The sequence below is a fragment of the Kineococcus xinjiangensis genome (assembly GCF_002934625.1).
In the GTDB taxonomy this organism is placed as follows: Bacteria; Actinomycetota; Actinomycetes; order Actinomycetales; family Kineococcaceae; genus Kineococcus_A; species Kineococcus_A xinjiangensis.
In genome coordinates this window covers 259,542-275,457 of sequence record NZ_PTJD01000001.1, presented here as the reverse complement: position 1 = coordinate 275,457, position 15,916 = coordinate 259,542, and the positions used below count along the sequence as shown (strand labels likewise).

Sequence of the window (15,916 nt, the reverse complement as noted above, 5' to 3'; positions counted from 1 at the left end):
GCCGGCTCCAGTGGAGCCAGTGGCGTGCGCGGCTGTCCTGGCGCGCGGTGGAGGCCCGCGCGCCAGGACAGCCGGGGGGCGGCCCAGTCCCACAAGGGGACCAGGGAGGCCGGGGTCAGGTCGAGCACGTCCGCCGGCCCCGCGCTGCCGGGGTACTGCTCGCGCAGCGCCGCCAGCCGCTCGGGCATGTGGGCCAGGAAGGACTGCAGCAGCGTCCTGGCCTCCGGGCGCGTCATCGACACGTAGCTGACCACGGCCGCAACCCTAACCCCGGATGATCACGGGATGTGCACCGTGAACGGGATGCCGTTCTGCACCAGCACATCGATCACCCGGGGATCGGCTCCGAGCGAGTCCGATCCCGAGCTGGCGAAGAAGTGCCAGTGGGCGCCTTGGATCTGACCGCTCGCCACGAGGTGGGCGTCCTTCTTGATCTGGTTCTGGATCGACGTCGAGAACTGCACGAAACCGACCTTGGACTCGTGGGCGATGCCGTTGACGAAGACGTCCGCGTCGCCCCCTGCCCAGGAAGGTCTTCGACGAGAACCAGACCTGCTTGTCCACGCCCTTCGTCGACGCTCCGAAGGCCGCCTCGAGCGCCTGCACGCCTGCGCTTCCGGTGGCCTTGAAGCCAGAACCCCGAACGGTGCGCGTCGCCCGTCCCACGGTCTCCAGCACCTGGTCGATGCTGCCGCGCCCGCTCTTCAGCGCGAGGATCGTCGCGTCGCTGAAGCCCTCGTCCCGCAGGACGTCCCACCTGTCCTTCAGGATCAGCTTGCTGGTCTCGACCTTGACGGCGGTCGGGACGTCGTCCAGCTCCGCGACGAAGCGGAGCACCTCGTCGGACTTGTCGAGGTTGCGCTGGACGAATCGCGCGGTCTTGCCGGGGATCGCGACGGCGTCTCCGGCGTAGGGGACGACGCCCAGCGCGCTGAGGCCCGAGCCGACCCAGTCGGCGTGGATCGCGGAGCCGATGGCGTCGCGCACGTCGGCGACCGCGCCGGCGATCCACCCCACCACCGGGATGACGCTGGCCCCGCCCGAGGCGAGGTTGCCCGCCAGCCACGCCAGAGAGTCCTCCCGCCACAGGTCGCCCGCGAGGAGGCCCTTGGCGAAGTCGGCCGCGTACGTCCACTTGCTCACCCGGACGTCGGCGTGCAGCGGGTCCAGTCCCTGGTCGTCGCGGTGGGCGTGCTCGTAGGCGTCGTCGATCCCGTCGCATGACCACCGTGGGGCGCCGGGCGCCGCGGCCGCGGCGGTTCGGGCCCGACTCAGCCGAACGGCCGCCCGGCGAACGGGCGGTGCTTCGGCGGTGCGCTGGGTGCGGCCCGGGCTGCGGCGGCTTGCTCCCGGCGGGTCAGCCCCCGGCCGGGGCCGTGGGGCGCAGCGCCTCCGTGAGGACGGCCGCGGCGCCCAGCACGGCCGGGGCGTGCAGGCGGCCCGGGGTGCGGCTCAGCCGCTCCATGGGACCCGAGACCGAGACGGCCGCGACGACTCGCCCGGAGGGCCCGCGCACCGGCGCCGAGACCGAGGCGACGCCGCGCTCGCGCTCGCCGACGCTCTGCGCCCAGCCGCGGCGGCGCACCGCGCTGAGCGTCGAGGCGTCGAAGCGCGCCTGCTGCAGCTCCAGCGACAGCCGCTCGGGGTCGTCCCAGGCCAGCAGCACCTGCGCCGCCGACCCGGCGAGCATCGTCATGGACGCCCCCACGGGCACGGTGTCGCGCAGGCCGTGCAGGCGCTCGGCGGCCGCGATGCAGATCCGGTGCTCGCCGTTGCGGCGGTAGAGCTGTGCGCTCTCGCCGGTCGAGTCGCGCAGCGCGGTGAGGATCGGGCCGGCGGCGGCCACCAGGCGGTCCTCGCCCGCGGCGGCCGCGAGCTCCGCGTGGCGGGCCCCGAGCACGAAGCGCCCCTGGAGGTCGCGGGAGACCATCCGGTGGTGCTCCAGCGCCACGGCCAGGCGGTGCGCCGTCGGCCGGGCGAGCCCGGTGGCGGCGACGAGCTGGGCCAGGGTCGCCGGCCCGGCCTCCAGAGCGGACAGCACCACCACGGCCTTGTCGAGCACGCCGACTCCGCTACTCTTGTCCACGTAGCGATACTGGCGTCTCATTTTGCGAGATGCAAGGCCGATGGACGGGCAGCACACCGCCCGTCCGCGGACCGGGAGCCGGACACGGGCACACCGACGAGCAGGAGGAACCGATGGGCCGCACGCTGGCCGAGAAGGTGTGGGACGCACACGTCGTCCGTCGCGGGCAGGGCGCCGAGCCCGACCTGCTCTACATCGACCTCCACCTGCTGCACGAGGTCACCAGTCCCCAGGCGTTCGAGGGCCTGCGCCTGGCCGGGCGCGGCCTGCGCCGGGTGGACCTGACCATCGCGACGGAGGACCACAACACCCCGACGCTGGACATCGACAAGCCCATCGCCGACCGCACCTCCCGCATCCAGATCGAGACGCTGCGGAAGAACTGCGCCGAGTTCGGGGTGCGCATCCACTCCCTCGGCGACGCGGAGCAGGGCATCGTCCACGTCGTCGGCCCGCAGCTCGGGCTGACCCAGCCCGGCATGACGGTGGTCTGCGGGGACTCCCACACCTCCACCCACGGCGCCTTCGGCGCGCTGGCGTTCGGCATCGGCACCAGCGAGGTCGAGCACGTCATGGCCACCCAGACGCTGCCGCTGAAGCCGTTCAAGACGATGGCCATCACCGTCAACGGCCGCCTCAAGCCGGGCACGACCGCCAAGGACGTCATCCTGGCCGTCATCGCCCGCATCGGGACCGGCGGCGGGCAGGGCTACGTCCTGGAGTACCGGGGCGAGGCGATCCGCGCACTCTCCATGGAGGGCCGGATGACCATCTGCAACATGTCCATCGAGGCGGGTGCCCGCGCCGGCATGATCGCGCCCGACGACACCACGTTCGAGTACCTGAAGGGCCGCCCGCACGCCCCGCAGGGCGCCGACTGGGACGCGGCCGTGGCGGACTGGCGGACGCTGGCGAGCGACCCGGACGCGGAGTTCGACACCGAGGTCGTGCTGCAGGGCGAGGAGATCGAGCCCTTCGTCACCTGGGGCACCAACCCGGGCCAGGGCGTGCCGCTGTCGGGCAGCGTGCCCGTGCCGGCCGACATCGAGGACCCGGGCGCGCGGCACGCCGCCGAGCGCGCCCTGACGTACATGGGCCTCGAGGCGGGCACCCCGATGCGCCAGATCCCCGTGGACACCGTCTTCCTCGGCTCCTGCACCAACGGCCGCATCGAGGACCTGCGCGCGGCCGCCGACGTCGTCCGCGGCCGCTCGAAGGCGGAGAACGTCCGCGTGCTCGTGGTCCCCGGCTCGGCGCGGGTGCGCCTGCAGGCCGAGTCCGAGGGCCTGGATCGGGTCTTCAAGGACTTCGGGGCGGAGTGGCGCTTCGCGGGCTGCTCCATGTGCCTGGGCATGAACCCGGACCAGCTCGCCCCCGGTGAGCGCGCGGCGTCCACCTCCAACCGCAACTTCGAGGGCCGGCAGGGCAAGGGCGGGCGCACCCACCTGGTCTCCCCGCTCGTGGCCGCCGCCACCGCCGTGCGCGGGACGCTGTCCTCGCCCGCCGACCTGCCCCCGGCGGGCGACGGCGCCGCGCAGGGCGGGACCCCGGCGCCGCAGCTGGTCGGCTGACGCGCCGCCGCCCCCACCGACGAGCCATCCCCCGAAGGAGTTGGACATGGAGAAGTTCACCGTCCACCGCGGTGTCGGCGTCCCGCTGCGCCGCAGCGACGTCGACACCGACCAGATCATCCCGGCCGTCTACCTCAAGCGCGTCTCGCGCACGGGCTTCGAGGACGCCCTCTTCGCCGCCTGGCGCGGGGACCCCGACTTCGTCCTGAACCAGGAGGCGTACCGCAACGGGTCCGTCCTCGTGGCCGGGAACGACTTCGGCACCGGCTCCTCCCGCGAGCACGCCGTGTGGGCCCTGAAGGACTACGGCTTCCGCGTGGTGCTGGCCCCCCGCTTCGCCGACATCTTCCGCGGCAACTCCGGCAAGCAGGGGCTGCTCACCGGCGCGGTCGCCCAGGCCGACATCGAGCGGATCTGGCAGGCGCTGGAGGAGCGGCCGGGCACCGAGGTGACGGTCGACCTCGTCGAGCGCACCGCCTCGGTGGCCGACCTCGTCGTCCCGTTCGAGGTCGACGACTACGTCCGCTGGCGGCTGATGGAGGGGCTGGACGACATCGGCCTCACGCTGCGCCACGAGCCGGACATCACGGCCTTCGAGGCGCAGCGCCCGTCCTGGAAGCCGAAGACGCTGCCGGTGCTCGAGCGTTCCTGAGCGGTTCGGCGCGGCGGGGGAGGGGCCCGGCCCCGGAGGTGGTGACACCTCTGGGGCCGGGCCCCTCCGGCGTGCCGGAGCCGTTGTGCCGCAACGGTTCTACGGGCACCGGCCGCAGCGGCGCCCCCGCCTGTCGGGGCCTGCGGCGGGCGGCGGGACGCCGCATCCGGCTCTGCGGACCGACTGCGGCACAACGACTCCCGTGCGTGTTGCGGTGGACGGCGTTGATCGCGCGCCGTACCGTTCTCTTCGTCCGGGCTCGCGCTCGGCCTCATGCAGAGCAGTCCGCGACGAGGAGGACACCGTGAACAAGGCCCAGCTGGTCGAGGCGCTCGAGGAGCGCCTGGGGGGACGTCGAGCCGCGACCGAGGCCGTCGAGGCCATCGTGGAGACCATCACCCTGACGGTCGCGAAGGGCGACAAGGTCGCCATCAGCGGTTTCGGGACGTTCGAGAAGCAGGCGCGCAACGCCCGCACCGGCCGCAACCCGCGCACCGGTGAGGCCGTCAAGATCAAGAAGACCTCCGTCCCCCGGTTCCGTCCGGGCACGGCCTTCAAGGAGGTCGTGGCCGACACCAAGGCCCTGCGCGCACTGGCCGCCACGCTGAAGGAGCGCAACGCGGCCGGGGCGGCCCGGACGCGTGCTGCCGCCGCCCCCGCGGCCCCCGCGGCCGCGCCGACCAGCACCACCGCCGCCAAGCAGACCACCGGCCGCGCCGCGGCGGGCACGCGGACCGCGGGCACCCGCGCCGCGGCGGCCAAGGAGGCGCCGGCCAAGACCGCGGCCACCAGGACGGCCACCAGGACGGCCGCCACCAAGACCGCCGCGACGAAGACCGCCGCCACCAAGACGGCCGCGACGAAGACCGCCGCCAAGACCGCTCCCGCCAAGACCGCCACCACCCGCGCCACCGGCACCCGCGCCGCCGCGGCCAAGGAGGCCCCGGCCAAGGCCGCCGCCACCAAGACGGCGACGAAGACCGCCACCAAGGCCGCGCCCGCGACCAGGACCGCCGCGACGAAGACCGCGGCCACCAAGACGGCCGCCACGAAGACCGCGGCCACCAAGACGGCCGCCACCAAGACGGCCGCCACGCCGGCGCGTCGCGCAGCCAAGAAGTCCTGAAGTACCGTCGTCCGCTGGACGACGACGACCCCCGGTGCCCACCGGCATCCGGACGGCGGTCGACACGCCGACCGCGCCGGTGCCGGTGAGCGCCGGGGAACAGGACGAGGATGTGGACATGGCAGACGTGCTGACGGTGCGCGGCGGGATCCCGCTGCGGGGCTCTCTCCGGGTGCGAGGGGCGAAGAACTTCGTCTCCAAGGCGATGGTCGCCGCGCTGCTGGGTGAGGAGCCGAGCCGCCTGAGCAACGTCCCGGACATCCGCGACGTCGCCGTCGTCACCCGGCTGATGGAGCTGCACGGCGTCTCGGTGAAGAACGACGGCAACGGCGAGCTCCTGCTCGACCCGAGCAACGTCGAGAGCGCCCGGATGGCCGACATCGACGCCCACGCCGGCGCCAGCCGCATCCCGATCCTCCTCTGCGGCCCCCTCGTGCACCGCCTGGGCGAGGCGTTCATCCCCGACCTCGGCGGGTGTCGCATCGGGGACCGCCCCATCAACTACCACCTGGACGTGCTCCGCTCGTTCGGCGCCCAGGTGGAGAAGCAGCCCATGGGCATCCGCCTGACCGCCCCGAACGGGCTGCACGGCACGCACGTGGAGCTGCCCTACCCGAGCGTGGGCGCCACCGAGCAGGTCCTGCTCACGGCGGTGCGCGCCGTCGGCGTGACGGAGCTGCGCAACGCGGCCATCGAGCCGGAGATCATGGACCTGATCGCCGTGCTGCAGAAGATGGGCGCGATCATCAGCGTCGACACCGACCGGGTCATCCGCATCGAGGGGGTCGACCGGCTCACCGGGTTCAAGCACCGGGCGCTGTCCGACCGCATCGAGGCCGCCTCCTGGGCGTGCGCGGCGCTGGCCACCCACGGCGACATCTACGTCGAGGGCGCCAGCCAGCCGGAGATGATGACGTTCCTCAACGTCTTCCGGAAGGTCGGCGGCGCCTTCGAGATCGACGAGGGCGGGATCCGGTTCTGGCACCCGGGCGGCGACCTGGACTCCATCGTGCTGGAGACCGACGTCCACCCCGGCTTCATGACCGACTGGCAGCAGCCCCTCGTGGTGGCGCTCACGCAGGCCAGCGGCCTGTCCATCGTCCACGAGACGGTGTACGAGAACCGCTTCGGCTTCACGGACGCGCTGCGCGAGATGGGCGCGGTCATCCAGGTCTACAAGGAGTGCCTCGGCGGGCGCCCCTGCCGCTTCGGCGCTCGCAACTTCCGCCACTCCGCGGTCATCTCCGGCCCGGCGAAGCTGCGCGGGGCCGACATCGTCGTGCCGGACCTGCGCGGCGGGTTCAGCCACCTCATCGCGGCGCTGGCCGCGGAGGGCACCTCCCGCGTCTACGGCATCGACCTCATCGACCGCGGGTACGAGCACTTCCAGGCGAAGCTCGACTCCCTCGGCGCGACGTACGACCGCGACCTGCAGGCCGCGTCCTGAGCCGCTCCCCGGCGCCCCGGGGCGGCCGGGGACCTGGTGCCCGCGGGCCTCAGACGCGGCTGGCGGCCCCCGCCAGCACGTCGGCGGTGCGGGGGCCCACCCCCGCCGCCACGGCCTCCTGCAGGGCCTCCGCGGTGTCCACGTCGCGCCGCAGGCGCGGGGCGGCGACGTCGAGCGCGAGGGCCCCGAGGGCGGCGTGGGCGGCCGCCGAGGCCGGGCCGAAGGCCGGGCGCAGCTCCCGGGCCGACCTCGACGCCAGCAGGACCGTCCCGGTGCCGTCGGCGTCCGCGACGAAGACCATCGGCGGGGGCTGCGGGGCGTGCAGGGCGCGCCCGGCGGCGTCGAGGGCCGCGGTCAGGTCGTGCGGGCGCAGCGCGGGCAGGTCGGGCAGCAGGACCGCCACCCGTCCCGCGCCGGCCACCGCCACACCGTCGGCGACGGCCGCCGCCAGCCCCCGGCCCGGTGCGGGCTCCCGCAGCACCGCGACCCGCGGGCCGGCGCCCGCGCACGAACGCACCACCCGGTCGTCGTGCGTCACCACCACGACGGCGGAGACTGCGGGGCAGCGCGCCACCGCCGCCACCGCGTCCAGGGCGATGGCGAGGGCGAGGTCCTCGCGGTCGACGCCCGGCGGCGGCCGCAGCCGCGACTTCGCCGCCGGTCCGCCCTTCACCGGCAGCACCAGCGTCCACCCCTCTCGGCCGGGAGGGGCCCCGCAGGGCCTCGCGGGGGCGGGAACGGCGCTCACGGCCCGATCCTGGCACCCGCACGTCCCCCGTCCACCGCACACTCCGGAGGTTCGCCCGATGACCCCTGCTCCCCGAGGCGCGGCATGACCCGCGTCACCGTCCTCGGAGCCGGCGGGTGGGGCACCGCGTTCGCGCTGGTGCTCGCCGACGCCGGCTGCGACGTCCACGTGTGGGCGCGCCGGGACGCGGTGGCCCGCGAGCTGCACGAGAGCCGCACCAACAGCGTCTACCTGCCGGGCATCGAGCTCCCGACGGGGGTGCGCGCCACGACCGACGCCGCGGCGGCGCTGGCGGGCGCGGACCTGGTGGTGCTCGCCGTCCCCGCCCAGGCGCTGCGCGAGCACCTCGTGCGCTGGGCGCCGCTCCTGCCGCCCGCCGCGCCCCTCGTCAGCCTGGCCAAGGGCGTGGAGCTGGGCACCGGGGCCCGGATGACCGAGGTGGTGCGCGAGGTCACCGGCGCCGCCCAGGAGCGGCTGGTGGCCGTCTCCGGCCCCAACCTGGCGCTGGAGGTCGCGCGCCGCGAGCCCTCCGCCACCGTCGTCGCCTGCACCGACGACACCACCGGCCACGCCGTCGCCGACGCCTGCACGACGGCCTCCTTCCGGCCCTACCTGTCCACCGACGTCGTCGGCGTGGAGGTGGCGGGGGCGGTGAAGAACGTCGTCGCGCTGGCCGTGGGCATCGCCGAGGGTCTCGGCTACGGCGACAACGCCAAGGCCGCCGTGGTCACGCGCGGGCTGGCCGAGTCCGCGCGCCTCGGCGTCGCGCTCGGCGCCAGTTCCGGGACCTTCGCCGGGCTCGCCGGGGCCGGGGACCTCGTCGCCACCTGCGCGTCGCCGCTCTCCCGCAACCACCGCGCCGGTGTGGCGCTGGGGCAGGGCCGCGGGGTGCAGGAGGTGCTGGGCGCCGGGCAGGTCGCGGAGGGCGTGCGTTCCGCCGCCGCCGTGCTCGGCCTGGCGCACTCCCGGGGGGTGCAGATGCCGCTGACGGAGCAGGTCGCGGAGGTCGTCGCGGGCCGCCGCTCGGCTGCCGAGGCCGCCCGTGCCCTGCTCTCGAGGCCGCGGACCACCGACGGGATCTGAACCCCGACGGCGCCACCCACGCGGCCCGTGCCGTCAGGCGGAGTCGCGCACGACCAGCTCCGTGGGCAGCACCACGGGATCGGGGGTGCCCTCGCCGCGGATCTGCGCCAGGACGGCCTCGACCATCGTGCGGGCCTGCACGGCGGTGGGTTGGCGCACCGTGGTCAGCGGCGGCTCGGCGTAGGCGGCGAGGTCCACGTCGTCGAAGCCGATGACGGCCACGTCCTCGGGCACCCGGCGCCCCGCCGCCCGCAGCCCGCGCAGGACGCCCAGGGCCATCACGTCGCTCGCGGCGAAGACGGCGTCGATGCGGGGTTCGCGCTCCAGCAGCTCGCGCACCGCGCGTTCGCCCGAGGACCGCGTGAACGCCCCGTACTCCACGAGGCCGGTGTCGCGGCCGGCCTCGCGCAGGGCGGAGCGGAAGCCGGCGAGCCGGTCGGCGGCCGCCGTCATGTCGGCGGGGCCCGAGACCGCGGCGATGCACCGGCGGCCCGTGGCGAGGAACCGCTGCGCGGCGAGGGCGCCGCCGGCGGTGTTGTCGCTGTCGACGTAGCAGCCGCCCTCGAGCGCCATCGGGGGCCGCCCGCCGACCACGAGGGGGACCCCCGCCCGCAGCAGCTGCTGGGGCAGGGGGTCGCCGGCGTGGACGGAGAGCAGGATCGCCCCGTCCACGTGCCCGGACAGCACGTAGGAGCCGACGGGTTCGTGCTCGCTGTCGTCGGAGGCCACCATCACGACGAGGTGGACCCCGGTCCCGACCACGGACTGGCTGGCCGCCACGACGAACGAGGCGAGGTACGGGTCGCCGACGCCGAACTCGACCGCCTCGCGCACCACGAGGGCGATGGCCCCGGTGCGGCGCGTCACCAGGCTGCGCGCCGCACGGTTGGGCACGTAGCCGAGGCGCGCCACCGCCCGCTCGACGGCTTCGCGGTGCTCGGGGGAGACGGTCGCCGAGCCGTTGACGACGCGCGAGACGGTGGCGGGGGAGACCCCGGCCGCCGCGGCGACGGTCGCGAGCGTCGGGGCGGGGCGGACCCCGGTGCCCCGCGTGCCTGCCGCCACGACCCACCCCCGTCCGCACCACCGGCCCCGGCGGCGCGACGGTTCCCCGATTGTGCCGCACGCCGACGCCCGCCGGAGGCGGCGGCGCATGTCGCCCGACGCTGAAAGCGCAATCTCGAATCGACGTTTCCGGTTGGCGCCCTGCGGAACCGGCGTGAGATTGCGCTTTCACGGAGGGTTGACGCCGGAGGCCAGGAGGATCAGGATGCCGCGCACCGGCGCGACGGTGCGCCGCCTCCCTTCGGCCCGAGGACGGACCGCCCATGCCCCTTCCCCGAACGCGACGCCCTGCGCCGCGCCGCACTCCCCGCTCAGTCGTCGCCGTCACCGCGCTGGCACTCCTCGGCGCCGGCACCGTGGCCCCGCCCGCCGTCGCCGCCCCGCAGCAGGAGCGCCGCACCAGCACCCAGCCCGTCATCGGCGCTCCCGAGAAGGGCCGCGGCGGCTGCGCGGAGATCCCCGCCGTCCTGCCGCACCTGGAGCAGTGGCCGCGCGTGCAGAGCCGCGTGAAGACCAACAAGGCCATCGAGCGCAAGGTCGCCGCCACCGTCGCGCGCATGAGCCTGGCCGAGAAGGTCGGACAGATGACCCAGCCCGAGATCACCTCCATCACCCCCGAGGAGGTCGGGCAGTACGCCATCGGCTCCGTGCTCAACGGCGGCGGCGCCTGGCCCGACCGCGACAAGCACGCCTCCGCCGCGGACTGGCTGGCCCTGGCCGACGCCTACTGGCAGGCCTCCGTCTCCACCGGCCAGAAGATCCCGGTGATGTGGGGCATCGACGCCGTCCACGGCAACAACAACGTCTTCGGCGCCACCGTCTTCCCCCACAACATCGGCCTCGGCGCCGCCCACGACCCCTGCCTGATCCGCGACATCGGCGAGGCCACCGCCGAGCAGGTCCGCGCCACCGGCCAGGACTGGGCCTTCGCGCCCACCGTCGCCGTCGCCCGCGACGACCGCTGGGGCCGGGCGTACGAGTCGTTCTCCGAGGACGCGCGCATCCAGCGTGCCTACGGCTACGAGGCCACCCGCGGCCTGCAGGGGAACTCCGCCCACGGACCCGACGGCGAGCACGTCATCGCCACCGCCAAGCACTGGATCGGCGACGGCGGCACCGAGGGCGGCAAGGACCAGGGCGTCACCACCGCATCCGAGGACGAGATGCGCAACGTGCACGCCCAGGGCTACTACGGCGCGATCGCCGCCGGCACCCAGAGCGTGATGGTCTCCTTCAACAGCTGGACGAACGAGGCGCTCGGCATCGACGAGGGCAAGCTGCACGGCAGCCGCTACGCCGTCAACGGCATCCTCAAGGAGAAGATGGGTTTCGACGGCCTCGTGGTCTCCGACTGGAACGGCATCGGCCAGGTCACCGGCTGCACCAACGCCAGCTGCCCGCAGGCCGTCAACGCCGGCATCGACATCGTCATGGTCCCGGCCGACTGGAAGGCCTTCATCGCCAACACCATCGCGCAGGTGGAGTCCGGCGAGATCCCCATGGCCCGCATCGACGACGCCGTCACGCGCATCCTGCGGGTGAAGCACCGCGCCGGGCTGATGGAGGCGCCGAAGCCGTCCGAGCGCGCCTTCGCCGGGCAGGACGCCGCACTGGAGCACCGGGCCCTCGCCCGCGAGGCCGTGCGCAAGTCCCTCGTCCTGCTGAAGAACGAGGGGAACGCGCTGCCGCTGAAGAGGACCGCGAAGGTCCTCGTCGTCGGCAAGAGCGCCGACAGCATCCAGAACCAGACGGGCGGCTGGACGCTGAGCTGGCAGGGCACGGGGAACTCCAACGCCGACTTCCCCACCGGCACCTCCATCCTCGGCGGGCTGCAGGAGGCGCTCGGCGAGGCCCACGTCACCCACAGCGCCACCGGTGAGGGCGTCGACCCCGCCGCCTACGACGCCGTCGTCGCCGTGATCGGCGAAACCCCGTACGCGGAGGGCAACGGCGACCTCGCCAAGCGGTCGCTGGACTTCTCCCGCCTCCACCCGCAGGACACCGCCACCCTCGACCGCGTCAGCGGCAAGGGCGCGCCCGTCATCACGGTCTACGTCGGCGGCCGACCGCTCCTGATGAACAAGGAGCTCAACCGCTCCGACGCCTTCGTCGCCGCCTGGCTGCCCGGAACCGAGGGCGGCGGCGTCGCCGACGTCCTCGTCGGCACCGAGCACGACTTCACGGGCAGGCTGTCCTTCAGCTGGCCGAAGGAGGCCTGCCAGAGCCCCCTCAACGCCGGGCAGGAGGGCTACGACCCGCTGTTCCCGCTGGGCCACGGGCTCACGAAGGGGCAGGGCTCCGACCTGGGCTCCCTTCCCGAGGACGCCCCCGCCCGCTGCGGTGACAGCGGCGGTGGCAGCGGCCCCGCCACCGAGGACCTCGAACTCTTCGTCCGCCAGGACGTCGCCCCCTACAAGGCCTACATCGGCTCGCCCGACAACTGGGGCGGCACCGAGGTCGGCAACGACGTCAACGCGGTCGTGGCGCACACCAACATCAACGTCCGCACCACCGACGTGAACGTCCAGCAGGACGCCCGCAAGGCGCGGTGGACGGGGACCGGGCCGGCCCAGTTCTACCTCCAGTCGGAACCGGCCGACCTCTCCGGCTGGCTCGCGGCCGAGGGAGCGCTCGTGTTCGACGCGATCGTCACGCAGAAGCCCACGGCCCGCACGGTGCTGAGCATGCACTGCACCTGGCCCTGCTTCTCCGAGGTCGAGGCGACGTCGCTGTTCTCCGGCCTTCCGCTGGGGGCCAAGACGACGGTGAAGGTGCCGCTGTCCTGCTTCGACACCGGGGCGCTGGACTTCGAGGCCGTCAACACGCCGTTCCTCGTCTACACCGAGGGCGCGCTGGAGGCCGCGTTCGCCAACGTCCGTTGGGTGCCCGGTGCCGCCGACGACGCCGACGCCGTGGCCTGCGCCGACCTGACCTAGTCCGACAACCGAGGACGGGGCCCGGCCGGGAACTCCGGCCGGGCCCCGTCGCGGGGTCAGGGCTGCGGGGTCAGGGCTGCGGGGTCACAGCGCCGAACGCGGGGTCACAGCGCCGAACTCAGGGCGGCGTCGAGGTCGCGCCACAGGTCCTCGACGTCCTCCACGCCCACCGAGAGCCGCAGCAGGTCTTCGGGCACCACCGCCGGCTCGCTCGGGTGGCGCCGGCGCCGCTCGATCAGCGATTCCACCCCGCCCAGGCTCGTCGCCGGCAGCCACAACCGCACCGCGTCCACCACCGCGTCGGCCGCGGCGGCACCGCCCGCGACCTCGACCGACACGATCGCGCCGAAACCGCCCATCTGCCGCGCCGCCAGCTCGTGGCCGGGGTCCGAGGGCAGGGAGGGGTGCCGCACCCGCCGCACCGCCCGGTGCCCGGCCAGCCGCCGTGCCAGCTCCGCGGCCGAGGCCTGCGAGCGCTCCAGGCGCAGGTGCAGCGTCCGCAGGCCCCGCAGCGCGAGGAACACCTCCAGCGGCCCCGGGATCGCACCGTGCAGCGTGCGCTGCTGCAGCAGCCGGGTCCGCAGCTCCGCATCGCGCACCACCACCGCGCCCAGCACGACGTCCGAGTGCCCGGCCAGGAACTTCGTCACCGAGTGCACGACGACGTCCGCTCCGAGGTCCAGCGGCCGCTGCAGCAGGGGAGTGGCGAAGGTGTTGTCCACCGCCACCAGCGCCCCGGCGGCGTGGCCCAGCTCCGTCAGCGCCCGGAGGTCCGCGACCTCCAGCAGCGGGTTCGTCGGCGACTCCAGCCACAGCAGGGCGCCCGCCCCGGCCGCGGCCAGGGCCTCGCGCACGTCGCCCGGGTCGGTGATGTCCACACCCACGACGTCGCCCAGCACGCCGCGCTGCCGCAGCAGTCCCGCGAGCGCGTGGGTGCCGTTGTAGGCGCCGTGCGGGACCAGCAGGCTCGCGCCGGCCGGCAGCAGGCCGAGCACCGCGCTCACCGCCCCCATCCCCGAGGCGAAGGTCAGCGCCGAACCGCCCTCCAGGGCGCCCAGCGCCTCCTCGAACGCCTCCCACGTCGGGTTGCCGAAGCGCCCGTACCCGCGCCCGCCCGCACCCGTGGACGCGGAGCCCACGTACGTCGACGTCAGCGACACCCCCACGTTGACCTCGGCGTCCGGCGTGCGCGGCGGGCGCCCGGCGACCACGGCGAGCGTGGCCGGGGACAGCGCGGCGGAGGACGCGGCGGCGAGGGCCGCCCCGGCTCCGGCGGGGGGCTGCGGAACGGACTGCGGCTCGGGCTGCGCGTCGGGCATGAGGGGGAGCCAACCACAGGTAGGGTCTGCGCCCGATGAGCGAGCCCACCAGCCCCAGCCCCGCCGCCCCGGCCCCCACCGCGAACGGGGCGCGCCCGCGGGTGGCCGTCGTCTTCGGGGGCCGCTCCGGCGAGCACCCCGTCAGCTGCGTCACCGCCGCCGGGGTGGTCTCGGCCATCGACCGCGAGCGCTACGACGTCGTCCCCGTCGGGATCACCCGCACCGGCCGCTGGGTCCTCGTCGAGGGCGACCTCTCCGCCCTCGCGCTCAGCGGCGCCCGCCTGGCGGAGGTCCCCGCCGACGGGACCGTCGTGGCGCTGCCCCAGGAGGTCGGCGCGCGCGAGCTGCTGCCCGTCGGGCGCCCCGCCGGACCCGCCGCGCTCGGCGCGGTCGACGTCGTCCTGCCGCTGCTGCACGGGCCCTACGGGGAGGACGGCACCCTGCAGGGGCTGCTGGAGCTCTCCGACACCCGTTACGTCGGCTCCGGGGTGCTGGCGTCGGCGGCGAGCATGGACAAGCAGGTCATGAAGGCGCTGCTCGTCGCGGCGGGCCTGCCGGTCGGGCCGTACGTCGCCTTCACCGCCCGGCGCTGGGAACGCGAGCGCGACGCGTGCCGCGCCGAGGTGGAGGCGCTGGGCTGGCCGGTGTTCGTCAAGCCCGCCCGGGCCGGCTCCAGCCTCGGCATCACCCGCGTCGGCGGCCCCGAGGACCTCGACGCCGCCGTCGCCGAGGCGCAGCGGCACGACCCGAAGGTGGTCGTCGAGGCCGCCATCACCGGCCGGGAGATCGAGTGCGGCGTGCTGGAGGACCTCGACGGCGGCGAGCCGCTGACCAGCCTGCCCGGTGAGGTCGCCGTGGTCGACGGCCGCGAGTTCTACGACTTCGACGCGAAGTACCTCGTCGCCGACGAGGCCGTGGAGCTGAGCTGCCCGGCGGACCTGCCCGCCGACGTCACCCGGCGGGTGCGGGAGACCGCCGTGCGGGTCTTCGAGGCGATGGGTGCGGAGGGCCTCGCGCGGGTGGACCTCTTCGTCTGCGAGGACGGCCGCCTCTACGTGAACGAGATCAACACGATGCCCGGGTTCACCCCCACGTCGATGTTCCCCCGCATGTGGGCGGCCACCGGCATGGACTACCCCACCCTCGTCGACCACCTGCTGCAGCTGGCGCTACGCCGTCCCGTCGGCCTGCGCTGAGGCCCGCGCCGCGGCGAGGACGACCTCGTCGCGGCGCAGCACCCGCACCCCGATCGCCTCCACGAGCGGCGCCAGCCCGCGGGGTCGGCGGCCGGCGCTCACCGGCAGCGGCGGTCCACCGGCAGCGGTGCCAGGGCGGGGCCGAGGTCGACGAGGACGGCGGTGGCGTCGGGGCCCGTCGCGTCCGCCGTCACCTCCACGGCCGGGGTGCGCCCGAAGCTGACGAACCGGCTCGCCCGCTCGCTCTGCGCGACCAGGAGCCAGTCGACCGTGACGCCGTCGCGGCCGCTGAACGACAGGCACGGCAACTCGGAGGGCCCCGGGGGTGGCACGCCGCAGCGCAGGACCGTCTCCGACACCCCCTCCCACTGCGCCACCCCCGGCAGCGTCAGCTCCCGCCGCTCACCGGCGTCGAGGACCCGCGGCAGCCGCCGCAGCAGGTCCGCGCAGTCGCGGCTGGAGCCCTCGGGGGCCGGTTCCACGTCGGGGCCGCGCGAGGACACCAGCGCCACCGCCGCGGCCGCGGCGACGACGGCGACGACGGCGACCCCGGCCGCGGTCTCGCGCCGCCGGCGGGCGGGGTCCGGCGCCGCGGTGCCCCCCTGCGCTGCCGTTCCGGCGTCCACCCCGGCACCGCTCCTCCCGGATCCGCGCCTCCGGAGCGGGCGCGCACCGCCATGGTGGCGC

Annotated in this window: 14 protein-coding genes; 7 read left to right on the top strand and 7 right to left on the bottom strand. The window is 75.0% G+C overall.

Annotated elements, in window-relative coordinates:
• Positions 1–264 precede the first annotated feature (264 nt).
• Both CLV92_RS20835 and CLV92_RS01275 read right to left on the bottom strand, forming a co-directional pair.
• Positions 265–1,143 carry a hypothetical protein gene (locus CLV92_RS20835; RefSeq protein ID WP_146099369.1) on the bottom strand — a complete coding sequence of 293 codons (879 nt, stop codon included), beginning with the start codon at positions 1,141–1,143 and terminating at the stop codon, positions 265–267.
• Between the two features lie 214 nt (positions 1,144–1,357).
• The gene (locus CLV92_RS01275) at positions 1,358–2,086 is read right to left on the bottom strand and encodes an IclR family transcriptional regulator (protein ID WP_104430951.1); all 729 of its coding nucleotides are present in this window, start codon (positions 2,084–2,086) and stop codon (positions 1,358–1,360) included.
• A 113-nt stretch (positions 2,087–2,199) separates the two neighbouring features.
• Here CLV92_RS01275 and leuC point away from each other — a divergent pair, with 113 nt between their 5' ends.
• The 4 genes from leuC to murA all read left to right on the top strand — a co-directional run bounded on the left by leuC (position 2,200) and on the right by murA (position 6,882).
• Positions 2,200–3,657: a 3-isopropylmalate dehydratase large subunit gene (leuC, locus tag CLV92_RS01270; RefSeq protein WP_104430950.1), complete on the top strand. Its 1,458-nt coding sequence runs from the start codon at positions 2,200–2,202 to the stop codon at positions 3,655–3,657.
• A gap of 46 nt (positions 3,658–3,703) precedes the next feature.
• A complete protein-coding gene (leuD, locus tag CLV92_RS01265) occupies positions 3,704–4,309 on the top strand; it encodes a 3-isopropylmalate dehydratase small subunit (protein WP_104430949.1) in 606 nt (201 codons plus the stop codon).
• Positions 4,310–4,613: 304 nt separating this feature from the next.
• A complete protein-coding gene (locus CLV92_RS01260; RefSeq protein ID WP_104430948.1) occupies positions 4,614–5,435 on the top strand; it encodes an HU family DNA-binding protein in 822 nt (273 codons plus the stop codon).
• Positions 5,436–5,553: 118 nt separating this feature from the next.
• Positions 5,554–6,882: a UDP-N-acetylglucosamine 1-carboxyvinyltransferase gene (murA, locus tag CLV92_RS01255; RefSeq protein ID WP_104431264.1), complete on the top strand. Its 1,329-nt coding sequence runs from the start codon at positions 5,554–5,556 to the stop codon at positions 6,880–6,882.
• A gap of 49 nt (positions 6,883–6,931) precedes the next feature.
• On the opposite strand, the gene cofC is transcribed toward murA, so the two are convergent.
• Positions 6,932–7,630 carry a 2-phospho-L-lactate guanylyltransferase gene (gene cofC / locus CLV92_RS01250; RefSeq protein ID WP_104430947.1) on the bottom strand — a complete coding sequence of 233 codons (699 nt, stop codon included), beginning with the start codon at positions 7,628–7,630 and terminating at the stop codon, positions 6,932–6,934.
• An 84-nt stretch (positions 7,631–7,714) separates the two neighbouring features.
• Between cofC and CLV92_RS01245 the strand changes: the two genes are divergently transcribed.
• Positions 7,715–8,713: an NAD(P)H-dependent glycerol-3-phosphate dehydrogenase gene (locus CLV92_RS01245; protein WP_104430946.1), complete on the top strand. Its 999-nt coding sequence runs from the start codon at positions 7,715–7,717 to the stop codon at positions 8,711–8,713.
• 33 nt (positions 8,714–8,746) lie between these two features.
• On the opposite strand, the gene CLV92_RS01240 is transcribed toward CLV92_RS01245, so the two are convergent.
• Positions 8,747–9,778 (bottom strand): LacI family DNA-binding transcriptional regulator, encoded by a 1,032-nt coding sequence (locus tag CLV92_RS01240; protein WP_211290753.1) that lies wholly within the window; start codon positions 9,776–9,778, stop codon positions 8,747–8,749.
• Between the two features lie 263 nt (positions 9,779–10,041).
• On the opposite strand from CLV92_RS01240, the gene CLV92_RS01235 reads away from it, so the two are divergent.
• A complete protein-coding gene (locus CLV92_RS01235) occupies positions 10,042–12,714 on the top strand; it encodes a glycoside hydrolase family 3 protein (RefSeq protein ID WP_104430944.1) in 2,673 nt (890 codons plus the stop codon).
• Positions 12,715–12,818: 104 nt separating this feature from the next.
• Here the strand turns inward: CLV92_RS01235 and CLV92_RS01230 are convergent, their stop codons facing one another.
• Entirely contained in the window at positions 12,819–14,033 is a 1,215-nt protein-coding gene (locus CLV92_RS01230; RefSeq protein ID WP_104430943.1) for a trans-sulfuration enzyme family protein, read from the bottom strand.
• A 35-nt stretch (positions 14,034–14,068) separates the two neighbouring features.
• Between CLV92_RS01230 and CLV92_RS01225 the strand changes: the two genes are divergently transcribed.
• Positions 14,069–15,229 (top strand): D-alanine--D-alanine ligase family protein, encoded by a 1,161-nt coding sequence (locus tag CLV92_RS01225; protein WP_104430942.1) that lies wholly within the window; start codon positions 14,069–14,071, stop codon positions 15,227–15,229.
• Here CLV92_RS01225 and CLV92_RS22715 read toward each other — a convergent pair.
• Positions 15,203–15,331, bottom strand: a complete 129-nt coding sequence (locus CLV92_RS22715; RefSeq protein WP_281256879.1) for a hypothetical protein — start codon at positions 15,329–15,331, stop codon at positions 15,203–15,205. The two genes, CLV92_RS01225 and CLV92_RS22715, sit on opposite strands and share 27 nt — an antisense overlap.
• The gene (locus tag CLV92_RS01220) at positions 15,328–15,855 is read right to left on the bottom strand and encodes a DUF3515 family protein (RefSeq protein ID WP_104430941.1); all 528 of its coding nucleotides are present in this window, start codon (positions 15,853–15,855) and stop codon (positions 15,328–15,330) included. The genes CLV92_RS22715 and CLV92_RS01220 overlap by 4 nt, the downstream gene beginning before the upstream one ends.
• Positions 15,856–15,916 lie beyond the last annotated feature (61 nt).